Below are 17,031 nucleotides of genomic sequence, written 5' to 3' on the forward strand. Positions count from 1 at the left end.
CTGATCGGAGGCCGGGCACCCTCACCCCGCGAAGGGGTCCCGCAGCGCGATGGTGTCGTCGCGGTCCGGCGAGGTGCTGAGCATCATGACCGGCGCCTCCACCAGCTCCTCGATCCGGCGGATGTACTTCACCGCCTGGGCCGGCAGCTCGGCATAGGAGCGCGCGCCGAAGGTGGAGCCGGACCAGCCATCCATCACCTCGAAGACCGGCTCGGCCTTGGCCTGGGCCCTCATGGCGGCCGGCAGGTGCTTCATCACCTTGCCGTCCACGCGGTATCCCACGCAGATCTTGAGCTCCTTCAGCCCGTCCAGCACGTCGAGCTTGGTGAGCACGAGCCCGTTCACGCCGCCGATCTTCACCGCCTGGCGCACCATGGCGGCGTCGAACCAGCCGCACCGGCGCGGACGGCCCGTGACGGTGCCGAACTCTCGCCCGCGCTCGCCCAGCTGCTTGCCCGTCTCGTCGAACAGCTCGCTCGGAAAGGGGCCGGAACCCACGCGGGTGGCATAGGCCTTGGCAATGCCGAGCACGAGGCCGATGGCATCGGGGCCGATGCCCGCGCCCGCCGCCGCATTGCCGGCCACGGTGTTGCTGCTGGTGACGTAGGGGTAGGTGCCGTGGTCCACGTCGAGCATGACGGCCTGCGCGCCCTCGAACAGCACGCGCTTGCCCTGGTGGCGGGCCTCGTCCAGTCGCTCCCAGGCGGGCTCGGAGAAGGGCAGCAGCTTCGGCGCCAGCGCCAGCAGGCCGTCCAGCAGGGCCTGCTTCTCGAACTCGGGCGAGCCGAGGCCGCGCAGCAAAGAGTTGTGGTGCAGCAGCAGCTCGTCGAGCTTGGCGCTCAGCGTCTCGGGCTCGGCCAAGTCGCAGAGGCGGATGGCGCGGCGGCCCACCTTGTCCTCATAGGCCGGGCCGATGCCGCGGCCGGTGGTGCCGATCTTGTCCTCGCCGCGGGCAGCCTCGCGCGCCCGGTCCAGCGCCGGGTGCAGCGGCAGGATGAGCGGCGTGTTCTCGGCGATACGAAGGTTGTGCGGGCCGACGTCGAGGCCCTGCGCCTTCACCTTCTCGATCTCGGCCAGCAGCGCGTCGGGGTCGAGCACGACGCCATTGCCGATGATGCCGAGCTTGCCGCGCACCACGCCCGAGGGCAGCAGCGACAGCTTGTAGGTGGTGTCGCCCACCACCAGCGTATGGCCGGCGTTATGCCCGCCCTGGAAGCGCACCACGATGTCGGCCCGGCTCGCGAGCCAGTCCACCACCTTGCCCTTGCCCTCGTCGCCCCACTGGGCGCCGATCACGGCGACATTGGCCATCAGACGGAACTTTCCTTTTTGAGGGGCGTGGCCGAGCGGCCATCCCACACATGGGTGCAGCGGAGCCGGCCCGCCTGGTCGGCCGCGGAAAGCGCGGCGACGGTCGCGAAGCCCTGCTCGCGCAGCGCGGCCCCGGCCTCGGCGGGCGTGCCGAGAGGCAGGAAGCAGCGCGGCCGGGGCGGAGCCGCCGGGGCCGCGCGCATCACCGCGTCGGGGTAGAGGGTGATGCCCGTGGCGGGCTCGTCATTGGCGGAGAGGTAGCGTCCCCCGCGCGCGAGCTCGCCCGTCATGCCTGGGCCGAAGATCGTGAAGGCCACGCCGACATGATACTGGAAGCCCCGGAACTCCACCGGATCCAGGGTGATCCTGAGGCCCGGCGCGCGGGCAGCGACGGCCTCGATGATGCTGGCGGCGTTCTCGGCGATGGCCTGGGCGGCCTCGGGCAGCTTGGCCTCGCGCAGAACGGCCAGCGCGCCGGCGGCGGGGCCGGCGGCATTGAGCAGGCGCGGCAGGAGCCCCGCGACGGGCCCAGCGCCCTCGGCCAAGGCGGCCACGGCGGCGGCGTCCTTGCGGTCCAGCGCGCGGATCAGGCGCTCGGTCAGGGTGGCGCCGATGCCGGCAGCGTCCAAAAGGGCATGGGCCATGCGGGGCAGCGTCACATCCAGGGTGATGCCCTGGATGCCCACCCGGTCCAGCGCCTCGGCGGCGACGAGCGCGACTTCCGCGTCGGCTTCCGGGGCCGCGCCGCCGATCAGCTCGATGCCCGCCTGGGGCAGCTGGCGGGACGGCGCGAGTTCCGATCCGCGAACCCGCAGCACCTGGCCGGCATAGCAAAGCCGCAGCGGCCGGGCCTGGAGGCCCAGGCGGGTCGCGGCGATCCGGGCCACCTGCGGCGTCGTATCGGCCCGCAGGCCCATCATGCGCTGGCTGACCGGGTCCATCAGGCGGAAGGTCTGTTCGGCCACGGCAGCCCCGGAACCGGCCAGGAGCCCTTCCTCGAACTCCAGCAAAGGCGGCTTTACCCGCTCATAGCCGTAGCGGCAGAAGGCCTCCATGAGGGCTTCGACGAGCATGGCTTCCCGCTCCGCATCCGGCGGCAGGACATCCATGAGACCGGCAGGCAGCAGCCCGGCGGTGACGGGGTTGGAGGCATCATTCATCCCGTGGCGCTGTGTGGCAGCGCCGGGGCTGACGGGCAAGGTCCCGCGTGCAAGATTGTTCCGCATGAAACGCCGCACAGCCATGGCCCTGCCGCTCGTCCTGGCCGCCTGCACGGATGATCCGGTGACGAATTACGCCTGGGGCATCGGCGACCCGGTCCGGGGCGCGGCGCTCTATGCCACGCGGAACCTGGGCGACACCTCCCGCTGGGACGGGGATCCGGCCGGCGCGGCGATCGCCGCCGCCCAGCTGGAGTTCCTGGCCCGGACCTTCCGGGACGACCCGGTGTGGTCCTTCCGCGTCCAGACCGCGACCACGCAGGAACTGCAGAACGCGGTGCTGGAGATGCGCGGGGCGCTCGGCATCTCGCCCACCGCGCCGAACCAGGCGGTGGAGCTGTCGCTCCGCGACGCCGGCCGGGCGCTCCGGGCCGGCAGCCAGGCCCGTGCGCTGGCCGCCCTGTCCGGTCCCAATTTCCTGGTCCCGCCGGAGGAGGTGCTGCGGCGCCTCGGCAGCCTGCCCCGGCTGCGCCAGGTCTCCAGCGCCGCCGGAATGGCCAATAACGATGTGATGAGCTTCAGAAGGTAGTTTTCCGCCCGCAGGCCGCGGGCGGCGGCTGCGCCGATGGTCTGGCGCGGTCGCGCTTGGCCCTTCGGCCCGAGGCAAGCCTCGGGCCGAAGGCAGCCTGGCTATGCCGGGAACGGATCCGGCGTGCCCTCGGGCAGCGGCACGCGGGCCACGTTGAGCGTCAGTCCCACCGCCACGTAATAGCCGCAGATCCCCAGGATCTCGGCCACGCCCTTCTCGCCGAACAGGGCCTTCACCTTCTCGAAGGCCGCGTCGCTGACGTCCTTGTCGCGATGCAGCTCATAGGCGAAGCGCCACACGGCCTCCTCGTCCTCCGCCATGCCCTTGGGCTCCTGGCCGAGGCGCACGGCCTCCGCGATCTCTGGCTTCAGCCCGCCCTCGATGGCCAGCGGATGGTGCGCGAACCATTCGAACCGGGCGCGATAGGCGGCCGCCGTCACCAGGATCGCGAGTTCGGAAAGGCGCGCCGGGAAGCCGCTCTCCCAGCGCATGAAGCGGCCGACGCGCTGCATCGCCTCGGCCATCTCGGGGCTGTGCAGCCAGGCGGGGAACGGGCCGCGGAGGCCGGAGCGCGCGCCGGAGGAGATGCTGGCCGCGACCTCGCGCTGGCGGGGGGTCATGGTGGCTTCGGTGAGCGCGGTGAAGCGGGGCATGGCGTTTCCTGTTCGGTTTCTGGGGCTACGATGCCGCCCGTCAGGGGAATCGCCAATGGCCGCCAGGAACGTTCTCTTCATCATGTGCGACCAGCTGCGCTGGGATCATCTGGGCTGCGCCGGCCATCCCTTCATCCGCACGCCGAACATCGATGCCTTGGCCGCGCGCGGCGTGCGCTTCTCCCAGGCCTATGTGCAGTCGGGCATCTGCGGCCCCTCGCGCATGAGCTTCTACACCGGCCGCTACGTCGCCTCGCATGGCGCGACCCACAACCGCGTGCCGCTCTCGGTGGGCGAGGTCACGCTGGGCTGGCACCTGCGCGAGGCCGGGCGCACGCTCGCGCTCGCCGGCAAGACCCACATGCTGCCCGATGCGCGCGGCATGAAGCGCCTGCTGCTGGACGGGCAGGACGAGCTCGCCGTTCTGCTGCGCGAGGGCTGGTTCAGCCTGGTGGACCGCCATGACGGCCACCACGCCGAGACCGACAGCGCCTATGCCCATTGGCTCCGCGCCCAGGGATACGACAGCCAGGACCCTTGGACGGACCACGTCATCGCCGTCGAGAACGAGAAGGGAGAAGTGCTCAACGGCTGGAAGATGCGGAATGCCCGCCTGCCCGCCCGGGTTCGCGAGGAGCACAGCGAGACCGCCTACACCACCGACCAGGCGCTGCGCTTCATCGAGGGCCAGGGCGAGAGCCCCTGGGTGCTGCACCTCTCCTACGTGAAGCCGCACTGGCCCTACGTCGCCCCCGCGCCCTACCACGCCATGTATTCGCTGGAGCAATGCCTGCCCGTCCGCCGCCACGAGGCCGAGCGCGGCCCCGGCGCGCATCCCCTGCTGCGCGAGTTCCAGCAGGAGGAGGTCGCGCAGAGCTTTCAGCGCGACGAGTGCATCGCCGCCGTCCGCCCGACCTACCAGGGCCTCATCTCGCAGGTGGATGCACATCTCGGCCGGGTCTGGGACCTGCTGGAACGGACCGGGCGGTGGAAGGACACGCTGGTCATCTTCACCTCCGACCACGGCGACTATCTCGGCGACCATTGGCTGGGCGAGAAGGAGCTGTTCCACGATTGCGTCCAGCGCGTCCCCTTCATCCTTCATGACCCCTTGCCCGCCGCCGACGCCACGCGCGGCACGGTGGAGGGCCGCTTCGTGGAGGCGATCGACGTCGTGCCCACCATCCTCGACGCGCTGGGGCTGGAGGCGCAGCCGCATGTGCTGGAGGGCCGTTCGCTGCTGCCGCTGGCGCGCGGCGAGGCCGTGGAATGGCGCGAGGCGGCGTTCAGCGAGCTGGACTTCACCTTCCGCGCCGCGCGCCGCCGCCTGGGCCTGCCCACGGGCCAGCATCGCGGCTTCATGGTGCGGACGGCCCGGTGGAAATACATCCATTGGACGAGCGGCCTGCGCCCCCAGCTTTACGACCTCGCGGCCGACTCGGAGGAGTTCTTCGACCTCGGCGCCGATCCGGCGCAGGAGGAGGTGCGCGCCGGGATGCGCGAGCGGCTCTGGGAATGGGCGGCCAACCTGAGGTGCCGCACCACCCTCACCTGGGCAGAGGCCGAGTTCCGCACCGACCGCCACAAGGCGGCGGGCGTGTTCTACGGCGAGTGGTAGGCCGCCGAGCCCTGATTTACCGCTGCGGCGTGCCGCCTGCCCGGATCAGGCGCTATTTGGCGCGGAACTCGATGGCCTTGGCGCCGTCCCACAGCACCGATCGGCCCACCTTCGCCAGCCGGTCGAGATCCTTGCGGATGGTGAGGAAGTGGTTGCCCGCGAGCTGCCCCGCCTTGCTGGCGAAGCAGCAAGGGCCATAGGCGACCAGGATCTCCGTCTCGCTCACGCCATGGACATGGCCAGGATGGACGATGATCTGCCCCGGCGCGGGGTAGCTGGTGGCGTTCTCGTAGCCGATGGAAAGGTCGCGCTCGCCCATCGGGATCCAGCAGGCCTCGCCGCTCCAGCGGACATGGATGATGCGGTCGCGATAGGGCATGAGCTCGCGGAAGCGGGTCACCGTGGCGGGGGCCGCTTCGGTTTCGAAGGCGGCCTCGAAGATCTCGCCCCCGATGTCGATGATGATGTCGCTCAAGCCTTGTTCTCCCTGATCCACGCGCCGATGCGCGCCAGCAGCCGCGCCGGCTCCCCCAACAGCATCAGCAGCTTCTGCCGCGACTTCTCGCCGGACGCGATAGCCACTTCCGATTTTCTGAGGCCAAGCCCTTTTGCCACGAAGGCGATCAGCGCCGCATTGGCCGCGCCATCCACCGGCGGCGCGGCGAGCCGGATGTGCAGGACAGGCCGGCCATCGGCGCCCTCGCCCACCCCGTCCAGCCCCTCGCGGCCCGCCCGGGGCGTGAGCCTCACGGCCAGACGAACGCCGCCGGCAACCTCGGTCGCGGGCAGGCTCACACCGCCTGCCCGACCAACCGGCCGATGAGCGCGGTCAAGCCCAGCGCCAGCGCGCCCCAGAAGGCGACGCGCCAGGCCGCGCGCGGCGCGCTGGCCCCACCCGTCCAGGCGCCAATGGCCCCGAGCAGGGCAAGGAAGGCAAGCGAGGCAGCCGAGACGGAAGGCCCGACCCAAGCCAGCGGCACGGCCATCGCGGTTCCGAGCGGAAGAGCCGCGCCGATCGAGAAGCTGGCCGCCGAGGCCAGGGCGGCCTGGATCGGCCGTGCCTGCGTGACCTCGGAGATGCCGAGCTCGTCGCGCATATGCGCGGCCAGCGCGTCCTTGCGCATCAGCGCATCGGCCACCTGCCCGGCGAGTCCCGGCTCCAGCCCGCGCTCCTGATAGATGCGGGACAGTTCCTCCCGCTCGAAACCGGGATCGGCCGCGAGTTCGGCGCGCTCGCGCTCGGTCTCGGCGCGCTCGGAGTCCGACTGGGAGCTGACGGAGACGTACTCGCCCGCTGCCATGGAGGTCGCGCCCGCGACGAGCCCGGCAAAGCCGGCGACGAGAATGCCCGCGCGCGGCGTGCCCGCCGCCGCCACGCCCACGATCAGGCTCGCGGTGGAGACGATGCCATCGTTGGCGCCGAGGACGGCCGCACGCAGCCAGCCGATCCGATCGACGAAGTGACGTTCCTGGTGCCGCAAACCACCCGCCCATCACCCCGCCGCCGGAAGGGCGGGGTCAGATACGACCCATCAGCATCAGCACGATGACGACGATCAGCACTACACCGAGGACGCCCACGCCGCCATGGCCGAAACCATAGCCGTAACCGCCGAAACGGCCACTGAATCCGCCCAGCAGGGCGAGGATCAGGATAATGATCAGGATGGTGCCGAGCGTCATGGAAGCCTCCTTGGGAATGGAGGCCCAACGCCTGGCCAGGCGGCGAGGTTGCCGCCCTGTCAGCCCTTATCGATGGTGAGATCCGGCGCTTCCGGGTTCTTCATGCCGACGATGTTGTAACCGCAGTCCACGTGATGGACCTCACCCGAGACACCGGTCGACAAGGGCGACAGCAGGTAGAGGCCCGAGCCGCCGACCTCGTCCAGCCCGACATTGCGCTGCATGGGCGAGTTGTACTGGTTCCATTTCAGGATGTAGCGGAAATCGCCGATGCCGCTGGCCGCCAGCGTCTTGATCGGACCCGCGCTGATCGCGTTCACCCGGATGCCCTGGGGCCCGAGATCGGCCGCCATGTATCGCACGCTGGCCTCCAGCGCGGCCTTGGCGATGCCCATGACGTTGTAGTGCGGCACCCACTTCTCGGCGCCGAGATAGCTCAATGTCAGCAGGGAGCCGCCTTCGCTCATCAGCGCCGCGGCGCGCCGTCCGGTGGCCGCGAAGGAGTAGCAGGAAATGTCGAGCGCCTGCAGGAACGCCTCGCGCGGAGTATCGATGAAGCGGCCCCGGAGATACTGCTTGTCGGCAAAGCCGATGGCATGGACGAAGAAATCCAGCTTGCCCCAGCGCTTCTCGATGGCACCGAAGGCGGCATCCATGTCCTCGTCGCTGCCGACGTCGCAGGGAACGACGATGTCACTGCCGATGCTCTCGGCCAGGGGGCGGACCCGCTTCTCCAGAGCCTCACCCTGGTAGGTGAAGGCGATCTCGGCCCCCTGGGCCGCGCAGGCACGGGCGATGGCCCAGGCGATGGAGCGGTCATTCGCGACGCCCATGATGAGCCCCCTGCGGCCCTGCATCAGCGTGCCGGTGGGCAGGGCGGGCGCAGCGTCTTCCTTCATGGCGATCCGTGTCTTGGAGTGAGGGGCGCCCGCATGAGGTTGCGAGCCGATAGTTGTGGTGGCACATGCCCTACTACCGGGCAAGGCCCAAAGGAACCCCATGGCCGAAGCGACTGATCCCTATGCGCTCTTTGCCGAATGGCTGGCCGAGGCGACGAAGAGCGAACCGAACGACCCCGACGCGATGTGCCTCGCGACCTGCACGCCGGAAGGCCGCCCTTCCGCGCGCATGGTGCTGCTGAAAGGCCAGGATGCGCGGGGCTTCGTGTTCTACACGAACCTCGAATCGCGGAAGGGGCAGCAGCTTGCGGCCAATCCCTTTGCCGCCCTTTGCTTCCACTGGAAGTCGCTCCGCCGCAGCATCCGCGTCGAAGGACAGGTGGAGCCCGTGACGCCCGCCGAGGCCGACGCCTATTTCGCGACCCGGGCCCGCGGCTCGCGCATCGGGGCCTGGGCCTCCCAGCAATCCCGCCCGCTCGAGGGGCGGTGGGCGCTGGAGAAAGCGGTCGCCGAATACACGCTGAAGTTCGGAATCGGCGAGATCCCCCGCCCGCCGCATTGGTCCGGCTTCCGCCTCCTGCCGGACCGCATCGAGTTCTGGCGCGACATGCCCTTCCGCCTGCATGAGCGCCGGGTCTTCCACCCGGACGGCGATGGTGCCTGGCGGGAAGAGGCGCTCTTCCCCTGATGACCATCCCGGCCGAGCAGCGTGAGGTCGCCGATTTCCTCACGCGCCTGACCGGCCAGGGCATCATCGAGACGCACATCTCCGCGGTCTTCCTGGGCGCCGAGGAGGCACTGAAGCTCAAGAAGGCGGTGAAGCTCACCTTCCTGGACTTCACCCGCCTCTCCGAGCGCGAAAGGCTGGTCCGCTTCGAACAGGACCTGAACCACCCCATGGCCCCGGCCCTATACCTGGGCTGCGAGAAGATCACCCGCGGAGCCGGCGGGGCCCTGCGCCTCGGCGGCGAGGGCGAGGCGCTGGAATGGGTGCTGCGCCTGCGGCGCCTGCCCCCCTCCTCCTTCCTGGACCACGCGGAGATCGATCCCGCCTGGCTCGACCCCATGGCCGATGCGGTCGCCGCGCTGCATGCGTCGGCGCCCCGACGCGAGGGAGACGGGAGCCTCCTGCGCATCATCACCGAGAATGCCGAGGCCGGCCGTGCGGCGGAACTGCCCGAGGCAGACGTGGCGCTCTGGAAGGAGCGCATTCTGGCGCTGCACGGCACCCTGGCCCCCTGGTTCGCCGGACGCGCGCGCGACGGATTTCTGCGCCGCTGCCATGGTGACCTGCACCTCGGCAATCTCTGCCTGCTCGACGGCAGGCCCACGCCCTTCGACGCGCTGGAGTTCGACGAGGCCATGGCCACGATCGACACCGGCTACGACCTTGCCTTCCTGCTCATGGACCTGGAGCGCCGGGCGGGGCGGGCGGCGGCGAACCGGGTGCTCAACCGCTACGTCGCCCTTACGGGGGATGCGGCGCTGGCGCGCGGGCTGCCGCTCTGGCTCTCGCTGCGCGCCTTCATCCGCGCGCATGTCGCGGGCAAGCAGAAGAAGCCCCATGTGGAGCTGCTGCAGGCGGCCCTGTCCTATCTGGAGCCCGCCGGGCCGCCCCGCCTCATCGCCATCGGGGGCCTTCAGGGCACGGGGAAGTCTGTCCTCGCCCGCGCCATCGCGCCCGGACTGGGCGCGGCGCCAGGCGCCCTGATCCTCCGCAGCGACGAGATCCGCAAACGCCGCGCCGGGACCTCGCCCGAGACGCGGCTGCCGGCCGAGGCCTATGCGCCGGAAGCCAGCGCGGCCGTCTTCGCCGAGCTCAACCGCTTGGCCCTCGCGGCGCTCCAAGGAGGCCAGGACGTGATCGCCGATGCCGTGTTCCAGCGCGCGGGCGAGCGTCAGGCGCTGGAGGAGCTCTGGCCCCGCTTCACGGGGATCTGGCTGCAGGCGCCGCTCGCGGTTCTGCGCGCGCGCGTGGCCGCGCGCCGCGGCGACGCCTCGGACGCGGATGCCGCAGTGCTCGAAGCCGCCGCGGCCCGCGATCCCGGCCCCTTGGCGTGGCATCAGCTCGACGCCACATCGCCTCCAGAGGTAGTGGCGCGCAAGATGCTGGACTTGCTGGCTTCCTCTTCGCCATAACCTCCACGGAACAAATCCGGTTTTGGGGGATACCCACATGGCCTACCGACGCCTGCTCCTGCCCATGACGGGGACCGCCGCCGGAGAAGCGGCTCTCGCCACCGCGCTGCTCGTTGCGCGCATATGGGGCGCGCATGTGCATTGCCTGCATGTGCGCGTGGACGCCCGCGATGTCGCGCCGCTGGCCGGCGAGGGCCTCTCCGGCGCCATGATCGAGGAAATGATGGCCGCGACCGAGCGCGAGAGCGGCGACCGCGCGGGCCGTGTCCGCGCGCTCTTCGAGCGCTTCGCGGCAACCGCCGGCGACATCGTCATCGCCGATTCCGCCGAGACGGCGATGAAGGCGGAGGGCCCCACCCTCTCCTTCGAATCCATCGCAGGGCGCGAGGAGGACATCGTCGCGCAGCAGTCGCGCCTCTACGACATGGCCGTGGTCCCGCATCCCGAGGCGGACGAAGACGTCTCGAGCTCGGATGCGCTGCATGCCGTGCTGTTCGACAGCGGCCGCCCCGTGCTCATCGCGCCCCGCACCGCCCCGGCCACGATCGGCACGCGCGTCTGCTGCGCCTGGAACGGCTCGGCCGAAAGCGCGGCGGCGATCGCCGCCGCGCTGCCCTGGCTGCACCGTGCCGAGGCCCGGCGCATCCTCTATGCCGACGAGTACCAGCGGCGCGGCCCGAAGGTGGAGGGCATCCTCGCCTATCTGCACTGGCACGAGATCAGCGCCGAGGCGATGCAGTTCCGCCCGATGACAAAGGATGTCGGCGCCGGTCTGCTCGGCTCGGTCCGGGACTTCGGGGCGGACCTGCTCTGCATGGGCGCCTACAGCCATTCGCGGCTGCGGCAGCTCATCCTCGGCGGCGTCACGCGCCACGTGCTGGAGAACAGCGACGTGCCCGTCCTGATGTGCCGCTGACAGAACTCGTCAGGCCTGCGCCGGAGCACGTCGCCTCCTACCAGGCGGCGCTCCGGCGGGGTTGGTCGCCCGACAATTTGCGGCCCGAAGCCGCGCTCGCCGAGCTCACGGCCCTGGCCGCCGACGAGGCCGCTTTCCTGGCCGGCTTCGACGATCCCGAGGGCCGGGGCCCGCCGCTCGGCATGCCCGACGGAACATCGCGTCCGCGCATCCCCTCCATCCGCCGGTGGATCTGGGATGGCCGCGAGGTCTGCGGCTCCATTGGGCTGCGCTGGCAGAAGGGCACGGCGGAACTGCCGTCCCACGTGCTCGGCCATATTGGCTATGCCGTCGTTCCCTGGCGGCGTGGCGAGGGGATCGGCAAGCGCGCACTCGCCCTCATGCTGCACGAAGCGAGGAGCCGCGGCCTTCCCCATGCCGATCTGACCTGCGAGGTCGCGAACTTGGCCTCCGCCCGCGTGATCCAGGCAAATGGCGGCACCCTGGTCGGGACCTTCGAGCGCCCGGCGGTCTATGGCGGGGGACCGGCCCTTCTCTGGCGCATCGGCCTGTAACCCCAGCGGGGCGCCCCGCCGCGGCCTTCGTCAGTACTGGAGGATGGAGACGGGCGCGGCGTCGACGCTCCGCGCCGTCACCTGCGAGCGCCATGGCGGAATGCAGGCCGGCGCGCCGCCGGCCGCCAGCCGGCTCCAGAGCCAGGTCACATCGACCAGTTGCGTACCCTGAGCCATGAGGCGCGAAGACAGCCGCTGCTCGTTGAGAATGGCGCGCGCCTTGTTCTGGAAGAAGGGCATCGTTTCGGCGGTCAGGTCGAAGCGGGAATGCCACGTCGTCCCCTGGCCCAGCCCCTGGCCGCAGAGCCAGGAGACGATGTTCCGCTTGTACTGGTCGGAGATCGGCGCGTCGTCCCGGAAGGGCGAAAGCGGATCGCCGCTGAAGAACTCCGCGCCGTCCGTGATGTCGGCGATGCGTCCGAGGAGTTCGAGCTCCCGAGGCGGGGTCAGGAGGAAGGAGCTCCGAATCCAGCACTGCGAACTGACGCCCCGCAGCGTCACCGGCGCATTGCCATAGTCGATGTGGCCCAGGGCCCGCGCGCGGCCGGCGATGCAATGGAGAAGCGGTTCACTCACGCGATCCAGGTAATTGGAGTGCTCCTGCCGGAAGGCCGATGTCACCAGACAGATCAGATCCCAGTTTCGCACCGACCGGCCGAGATGCTGGAGGGCGCGATCCCACGCCGAAAACTCCCAGGAGGTGTTGTCGCCGCCGATCAGGATGGTGCCGTCCGGCCCGGTTTCGGTCCATTCCGGCGGCTGTGCGTTGTCGGCCACCATGATCTCGCAGGATACGCCGGGCATCTGGCGCGCGAACAACTCGCGAAGCTGCTCCGGCGCATCGGCGTATTTGTCGGTGCCGTATCGGGCGATGATGGCGAGAACACGCATCGAGAAATGGCTCACTTTCGTCCCGACAGGACAATATCCCGGTCAAGCCAGCGCTCGGCCGCTCCGTCCATGGCTCGCTCGAACACCGCCAGCGTCCGTTCCGCGCCGGATGCCCAGTTCGGTGCAGGCCCCCCGGCCAGGGCACCTGCCTTTGCCAATGGCGTCACATGCAATCCCACGAGAAGACGCCCGAGCTTGTCGATCAGCTCCCGGTCGTCGCGAAACGACACCAGGTCGCCCGGCAGGCGCGAATGGGCCGCGATCTCCTCCCACAACGGCGATTCGCGCACCAGCACCGGGCGCCCATAGCTGAGGCCCTCGACGGCCGGCAGTCCGAAACCTTCGTAGAAGGAGGGGTAGATCACCACGCGGGCCGAGGAGAGGAGCGCATGGATGTCGCAATCGGTCAGGCTGCCGCTGGGGATGGAGCGGACGTTCCGCGACCTGATGCGCGCCCCGCCGATCACCACGATGGACTGATTGGGAAAGGCACGGCTCAGCAATCCGAGAACAGGCGCGATCCCCTTGTGGTCGTAGTGGTTGCCAAAGAGCAGGACGTGGTCCCCGGTCTCCTGGGCCCGCCATTCCGGCTCGATGTATTCGGCTCCGTCCAGGCTGAGGTGCACCACCGCATCCGGCAAATGGGCAGGTCGGAAGAACCGCTCCTGAAACCGCTCCCGGCTGAAGTGCGAGATGTAGGTGAGGACATCGGCGTGGCGGGCGGCCACACGCCAGATATCGGTGAGCTCCGGAGGCGCGGCGTAGCCGATGTCCCAGGCGATCGTGTCCAGCATGTTGAACCCGATCACCAGGGCGCGGCGATGCAGGTCCGTGAAGACCTGCCAATCCCAAGGCTGGCTCAAGAGGAAGGCGCCCGTATATCCGCGCTGCGGCAGCTCCGAAATCCGGCTCAACATGGGGAAGCGCTCGGCCAGCCTGTGGAAGTCGGACGCCTCCTCCGTGGAGAGGACCTCGATGTCCCACGCGCCTCCCCGTTCGGCGAAGCCCTGGAGCTGCCCCATGATATTGCGGGAGGTGCCGTTGTGCATCGCTGCGAGGCCACGGCAATCGAGCAGGAGCGACGGCTTGCCGCCAGCGCCGGCCGGAATCATTCCCAGCAGCGGCGCCAGCCGTGCCCAGGGCATGTTCCTGTCTTCCTTCCTGAACCGCTCGTGCAGCGGCTCGATCGACAGGACGGCCTGGATATCCTGGCCTGTGGGCTGCGGATAAAGCTCCAGCCTGGAAGCTTGGGTCACGACGATCGCCCGCGTGCAGCACGCGTTCCGCAGGCCCCGCCGCCGGGCGCGTGACAACAGGAACCACACGGCGCCCGGAAGGCTGCTCCAGCGCGCCATGTCGTCCGCGTGAACGACATCCGTCAGCAATCCCGGGCGCACCAGGATGCAGGCCGAGACACACTCCATCGTCCTGATGCGGCGCGGAAGCCCGAGCAGCGCGCCACGGCCGATGACGGCATCGCACTCGTCATCCCAGGGCGCCCAGAGGCTGTCGGTTTCCGGAGAAGCGAACATCGGCTGCGCGCTGGCGATCAGCGGGTCCGCCTCCAGGGCCGCCCGCAATTCCGGCAGGATCGCGCTGCTGGCCCCGCCGCCGCCGCACAGCAGGATCAGCAAGGGCGCCCGTTCGGAGGAAGCGGCCTCCACCGCCCGGACGAGCCCTTGATGCAGGGGCTCTCCCACATGCAGGTGAAGCCCTGCCCTCACGTTTCCCTCTGGCGGGGCGGAGAGCGCCACATCGATCCGGGCGGCGACATGCTCCCAGCCGCCGTCCCGGAGCGTATCGTCGATGGCCCTGGCGGCTTCGACGGAAGAAACGTGAGAGAGATCGAGGAAGACGTGTAGAGGAACGCCTTCCATCACGATTGGCGCTCCAGAGCCTCAAGGAGCGGCGCGTAGACCACCTTCGCGTCGAAATAGGCCCTCAGCTCCGCCTGCGCGTTCAATGGGGCGGAGGCGAGCCCGTCATCCTGCAGAATCTGCACGACCTGGCGGGCGAAGGCCGACCAATCGCCAACCACATGGCATTGCTCCAGTGCCACGCCCCCCAGCCCGTCGGCGCCAGCCGGCCAACATACGACCGGCCGGAGGTGGCTGAGCGCCTCCACGGTTTTGATCTTGAGGCCCGTGCCGGCCACTATGGGATTAATGATCACGCGCGCCCGGTCATACTCCGCGCCGAGATCATCGACCCGGCCCAGCACCTGCACCCCCGGCGGCGCATAGCCCACCTGGGCGCCGACAGAGCCGACGATCCGAAGCTGGGCTTCCGGCAGGGCGTCGCGAACGAGCGGCCAGCAGAGTTGCAGGAAGTCCCGCAGGCCCTGAACGTTCATGGCGTTACCCGACCCGACCAGCAGCAGCGAGGGCTCGGTGACGGCAGGAACCGTATCACGCACAGCGAAGTCGACGCCCACGGTGACGATGTCGCACCGGGCACCGATCTTGCGGAAGATGTCGGCTTCCCGCTCCTGGATCGCGATGGCGATGTCGGCCTGGCTGAGCAGCGAGGCCTCCTCCTCGTCGGTCAGGGAAAGCCCGTCCGAGACGCCGAACCGCTCGACAAGCTCGGACTTGCTCGAGAAGGCGTCGAGGGTGTCGACGATCTTCACGGCATCCGTTCCTAGCAGCGGAAGGGCGCGGTTCATGAAGATGTATTCGGCGAGAACAACGGAAGGCCGGATGGCCCCGTCGAGGTGCAGAAGCAGCTCGACCAGGACGTCGGGGCAGAAGCTGCGCTGAAGGTCGGCCAGCTTCGCCGGCAGCGGCGTGCTCTGCGACGCGCCTCTCAGAAGCGCTTCGGCGTCCCTCACGATCCGCCCGGCGAGCTGACCCAGGACCACCTCGCCGTCTTCCAGATTATGGCGAAGCAGGCCGTCGCGGCCGCAGATGATCATCCCGGGATATACGGAGGCCAGGAGGCGCGCGCTTTCCTGATCGATGGCTTCCCCCGCGAGGGGGCAGAGCACCAGCAGGATATCCCTTCCGCTATCCGCCAGATACTTCAGCATGTTGTGAATTCGGTATTCGTTGCCCGCGGTTCGCGGAAACGGAACGACATGCGTGAAGCAGATCATCTTCTCCTTCCCCGGCTGCCGCGGCAGCGCGTCCGCGACATCCCGGGTACCGGGAAGGTATTCCAGCCGGAAGGCGACAGGCCGCCCCCCGCTGTCCCGGCCCCAGTCGCCTGCCGGCGCAGCGGGATTTGCAGCCGCACCCGCCGCAGACGGATGAGCCCTCCCCGCTTCCGGAGGCTGCGGGCGCAGCAGGCGCCGCGCGGCACGGCGCGGCAGGGTCAACGCCCGGTGGAGCCCCGGCACGCGCCGCAGGACGAACCGCATCGGCGCCGTGATCCGCCAGCTGGCAGAACCCCAGATCGCCTGGACCCGCGCATCGGACTCAGCGAGAGCGGCCCTGGTGCGCTCGTGAGCCTCCCGCTCCTCATCGAGCACGCGGGCGAGCTGGGCGATCTCGGCATCGGTCCGGCTGATCGCCTCCGCGAGCTGCCGCACGCGCCGGGCGCCTTCGTCCTGAACCTTCCGTATCCCGAGGGAATGGGCCTCTTTCTCGGCCTGAAGGAGCTGAAAGCAAGCGCCCAGCTCGCGCTCGTATCCGGCGGCCTGGGAGCGGGCGAGCTGCAGCTGGGACTGGAGCTGCGCGATCTCCGCGCCGGCCTGATCCAGCGCGGACTGAATCTGCCGCGCGTGTTCCTCGCCCTCCGCGACGCGTCCGCTCAACGCGGCCATCTGCTGCCTGGCGGCGAGGGCGCTGGAGAAGATCCCCTCCACTCCCGACGTTTCGACGTAGAGGCTGCCCTGACAGGCCGGGCGCGCGACATGGGAGGCCACGGCGACCAGATAAGGCGCGCGCGGAAGGCCGGACGAGCCCTCGAACAGAACCTCGCTGCGGCGCTCGAACGTCAGGAACGGCGTCGCTTCCGCCGTGCCCGTCTCGGGGATGAGCGCGGCGCCCAGCAGCGCCCGCTGCGCATAGAGGGTGACGTGCTTGAAGCTGCGCCGAAGGATGTCGTCGAACTCGTTCCTCGTCAGTTCCCGAACGTGATGGGGATTGGGCGCGGCTCCGGCGGGGGAATAATTATCGCGCTCCGGCGATGAGATGATGAGATAGCCGTCGGGACGAAGGACGCGGCCCACTTCCTTCATGAAGATTTCGTGCTCGTCGAAATGTTCGATCGTCTCGAAGGAGACGACGACATCGACAGAGGCGTCGGGAAGCGGAATACGGCGCGCGTCGCCCTGCTGGTAACGAAGATTGGGCCGGTGATAAGCGGCCTGGGCGTGAGCGACGGCCTCCGCGGATATCTCCACGCCGACAACCTGGCGCGCCACCTGCGCCAGGAGGGCGGCCCCGTAGCCCTCGCCGGAGGCGATGTCCAGAACATCCAATCCACGGCACAGCGACCGGGCGAAGAAGTAGCGATGCAGATGCTCGATCTCGACCTGCCCACCGGTCTCCGAGGTCAGGCGCTCACCGGTCCAGGCCAAGGAACGGACGGGTGCAACTTTCTCAAAGATTTCGCCCATAACCTCTCTCAATCTCCTCGGCGACTCAAATACGGGCTCCAAGATTTGGATTCTCGC

General features: G+C 69.5%; 18 protein-coding genes. 7 read left to right on the forward strand and 11 right to left on the reverse strand.

What is annotated here, in order from left to right:
* Positions 1-21: 21 nt before the first annotated feature.
* Together WJM96_RS12620 and WJM96_RS12625 are read right to left on the reverse strand one after the other, a co-directional pair.
* A complete protein-coding gene (locus WJM96_RS12620; protein ID WP_424812843.1) occupies positions 22-1,311 on the reverse strand; it encodes an adenylosuccinate synthase in 1,290 nt (429 codons plus the stop codon).
* Complete coding sequence (locus WJM96_RS12625) at positions 1,311-2,471, reverse strand: ATP phosphoribosyltransferase regulatory subunit (protein WP_424813100.1); 1,161 nt, start codon at positions 2,469-2,471, stop codon at positions 1,311-1,313. Before WJM96_RS12625 ends, WJM96_RS12620 begins: the two co-directional genes overlap by 1 nt.
* 64 nt (positions 2,472-2,535) lie before the next feature.
* On the opposite strand from WJM96_RS12625, the gene WJM96_RS12630 reads away from it, so the two are divergent.
* On the forward strand, positions 2,536-3,060 hold the full coding sequence (locus WJM96_RS12630; protein ID WP_424812844.1) for a hypothetical protein: 525 nt from the start codon (positions 2,536-2,538) through the stop codon (positions 3,058-3,060).
* Positions 3,061-3,161: 101 nt separating this feature from the next.
* On the opposite strand, the gene WJM96_RS12635 is transcribed toward WJM96_RS12630, so the two are convergent.
* Positions 3,162-3,713, reverse strand: coding sequence for a carboxymuconolactone decarboxylase family protein (locus WJM96_RS12635; protein ID WP_424812845.1), 552 nt, complete (start codon positions 3,711-3,713; stop codon positions 3,162-3,164).
* A 55-nt stretch (positions 3,714-3,768) separates the two neighbouring features.
* Between WJM96_RS12635 and WJM96_RS12640 the strand changes: the two genes are divergently transcribed.
* Entirely contained in the window at positions 3,769-5,331 is a 1,563-nt protein-coding gene (locus WJM96_RS12640; protein WP_424812846.1) for a sulfatase-like hydrolase/transferase, read from the forward strand.
* A gap of 52 nt (positions 5,332-5,383) precedes the next feature.
* On the opposite strand, the gene WJM96_RS12645 is transcribed toward WJM96_RS12640, so the two are convergent.
* The 5 genes from WJM96_RS12645 to fabI are packed head-to-tail and all read right to left on the reverse strand — an operon-like array spanning position 5,384 to position 7,913.
* On the reverse strand, positions 5,384-5,806 hold the full coding sequence (locus WJM96_RS12645) for a DUF3830 family protein (RefSeq protein WP_424812847.1): 423 nt from the start codon (positions 5,804-5,806) through the stop codon (positions 5,384-5,386).
* Positions 5,803-6,126, reverse strand: coding sequence for a DUF167 domain-containing protein (locus WJM96_RS12650; RefSeq protein ID WP_424812848.1), 324 nt, complete (start codon positions 6,124-6,126; stop codon positions 5,803-5,805). The genes WJM96_RS12645 and WJM96_RS12650 overlap by 4 nt, the downstream gene beginning before the upstream one ends.
* Positions 6,123-6,812 (reverse strand): VIT1/CCC1 transporter family protein, encoded by a 690-nt coding sequence (locus WJM96_RS12655; RefSeq protein ID WP_424812849.1) that lies wholly within the window; start codon positions 6,810-6,812, stop codon positions 6,123-6,125. Before WJM96_RS12655 ends, WJM96_RS12650 begins: the two co-directional genes overlap by 4 nt.
* Before the next feature lie 37 nt (positions 6,813-6,849).
* The gene (locus WJM96_RS12660; protein WP_424812850.1) at positions 6,850-7,014 is read right to left on the reverse strand and encodes a DUF3309 family protein; all 165 of its coding nucleotides are present in this window, start codon (positions 7,012-7,014) and stop codon (positions 6,850-6,852) included.
* 59 nt (positions 7,015-7,073) lie between these two features.
* Entirely contained in the window at positions 7,074-7,913 is an 840-nt protein-coding gene (fabI, locus tag WJM96_RS12665; protein WP_424812851.1) for an enoyl-ACP reductase FabI, read from the reverse strand.
* Between the two features lie 100 nt (positions 7,914-8,013).
* Here fabI and pdxH point away from each other — a divergent pair, with 100 nt between their 5' ends.
* The 4 genes from pdxH to WJM96_RS12685 are packed head-to-tail and all read left to right on the forward strand — an operon-like array spanning position 8,014 to position 11,522.
* On the forward strand, positions 8,014-8,601 hold the full coding sequence (gene pdxH / locus WJM96_RS12670; protein WP_424812852.1) for a pyridoxamine 5'-phosphate oxidase: 588 nt from the start codon (positions 8,014-8,016) through the stop codon (positions 8,599-8,601).
* The gene (locus WJM96_RS12675) at positions 8,601-10,052 is read left to right on the forward strand and encodes an AAA family ATPase (RefSeq protein WP_424812853.1); all 1,452 of its coding nucleotides are present in this window, start codon (positions 8,601-8,603) and stop codon (positions 10,050-10,052) included. Before pdxH ends, WJM96_RS12675 begins: the two co-directional genes overlap by 1 nt.
* A 37-nt stretch (positions 10,053-10,089) precedes the next feature.
* Positions 10,090-10,968, forward strand: coding sequence for a universal stress protein (locus tag WJM96_RS12680; protein ID WP_424812854.1), 879 nt, complete (start codon positions 10,090-10,092; stop codon positions 10,966-10,968).
* Positions 10,959-11,522 (forward strand): GNAT family N-acetyltransferase, encoded by a 564-nt coding sequence (locus tag WJM96_RS12685; RefSeq protein WP_424812855.1) that lies wholly within the window; start codon positions 10,959-10,961, stop codon positions 11,520-11,522. The genes WJM96_RS12680 and WJM96_RS12685 overlap by 10 nt, the downstream gene beginning before the upstream one ends.
* A gap of 30 nt (positions 11,523-11,552) precedes the next feature.
* Here the strand turns inward: WJM96_RS12685 and WJM96_RS12690 are convergent, their stop codons facing one another.
* On the reverse strand, positions 11,553-12,413 hold the full coding sequence (locus WJM96_RS12690; protein ID WP_424812856.1) for a hypothetical protein: 861 nt from the start codon (positions 12,411-12,413) through the stop codon (positions 11,553-11,555).
* Positions 12,414-12,424: 11 nt separating this feature from the next.
* Positions 12,425-14,047, reverse strand: a complete 1,623-nt coding sequence (locus tag WJM96_RS12695; RefSeq protein WP_424812857.1) for a glycosyltransferase — start codon at positions 14,045-14,047, stop codon at positions 12,425-12,427.
* Between the two features lie 48 nt (positions 14,048-14,095).
* Between WJM96_RS12695 and WJM96_RS12700 the strand changes: the two genes are divergently transcribed.
* On the forward strand, positions 14,096-14,275 hold the full coding sequence (locus tag WJM96_RS12700; protein ID WP_424812858.1) for a hypothetical protein: 180 nt from the start codon (positions 14,096-14,098) through the stop codon (positions 14,273-14,275).
* Between the two features lie 14 nt (positions 14,276-14,289).
* Here WJM96_RS12700 and WJM96_RS12705 read toward each other — a convergent pair whose 3' ends face one another.
* Positions 14,290-17,016, reverse strand: coding sequence for a methyltransferase domain-containing protein (locus WJM96_RS12705; RefSeq protein WP_424812859.1), 2,727 nt, complete (start codon positions 17,014-17,016; stop codon positions 14,290-14,292).
* Between the last annotated feature and the right edge of the window lie 15 nt (positions 17,017-17,031).

The sequence above is a fragment of the Roseococcus sp. YIM B11640 genome (genome assembly GCF_049727625.1).
Classification (GTDB): Bacteria; Pseudomonadota; Alphaproteobacteria; order Acetobacterales; family Acetobacteraceae; genus Roseococcus.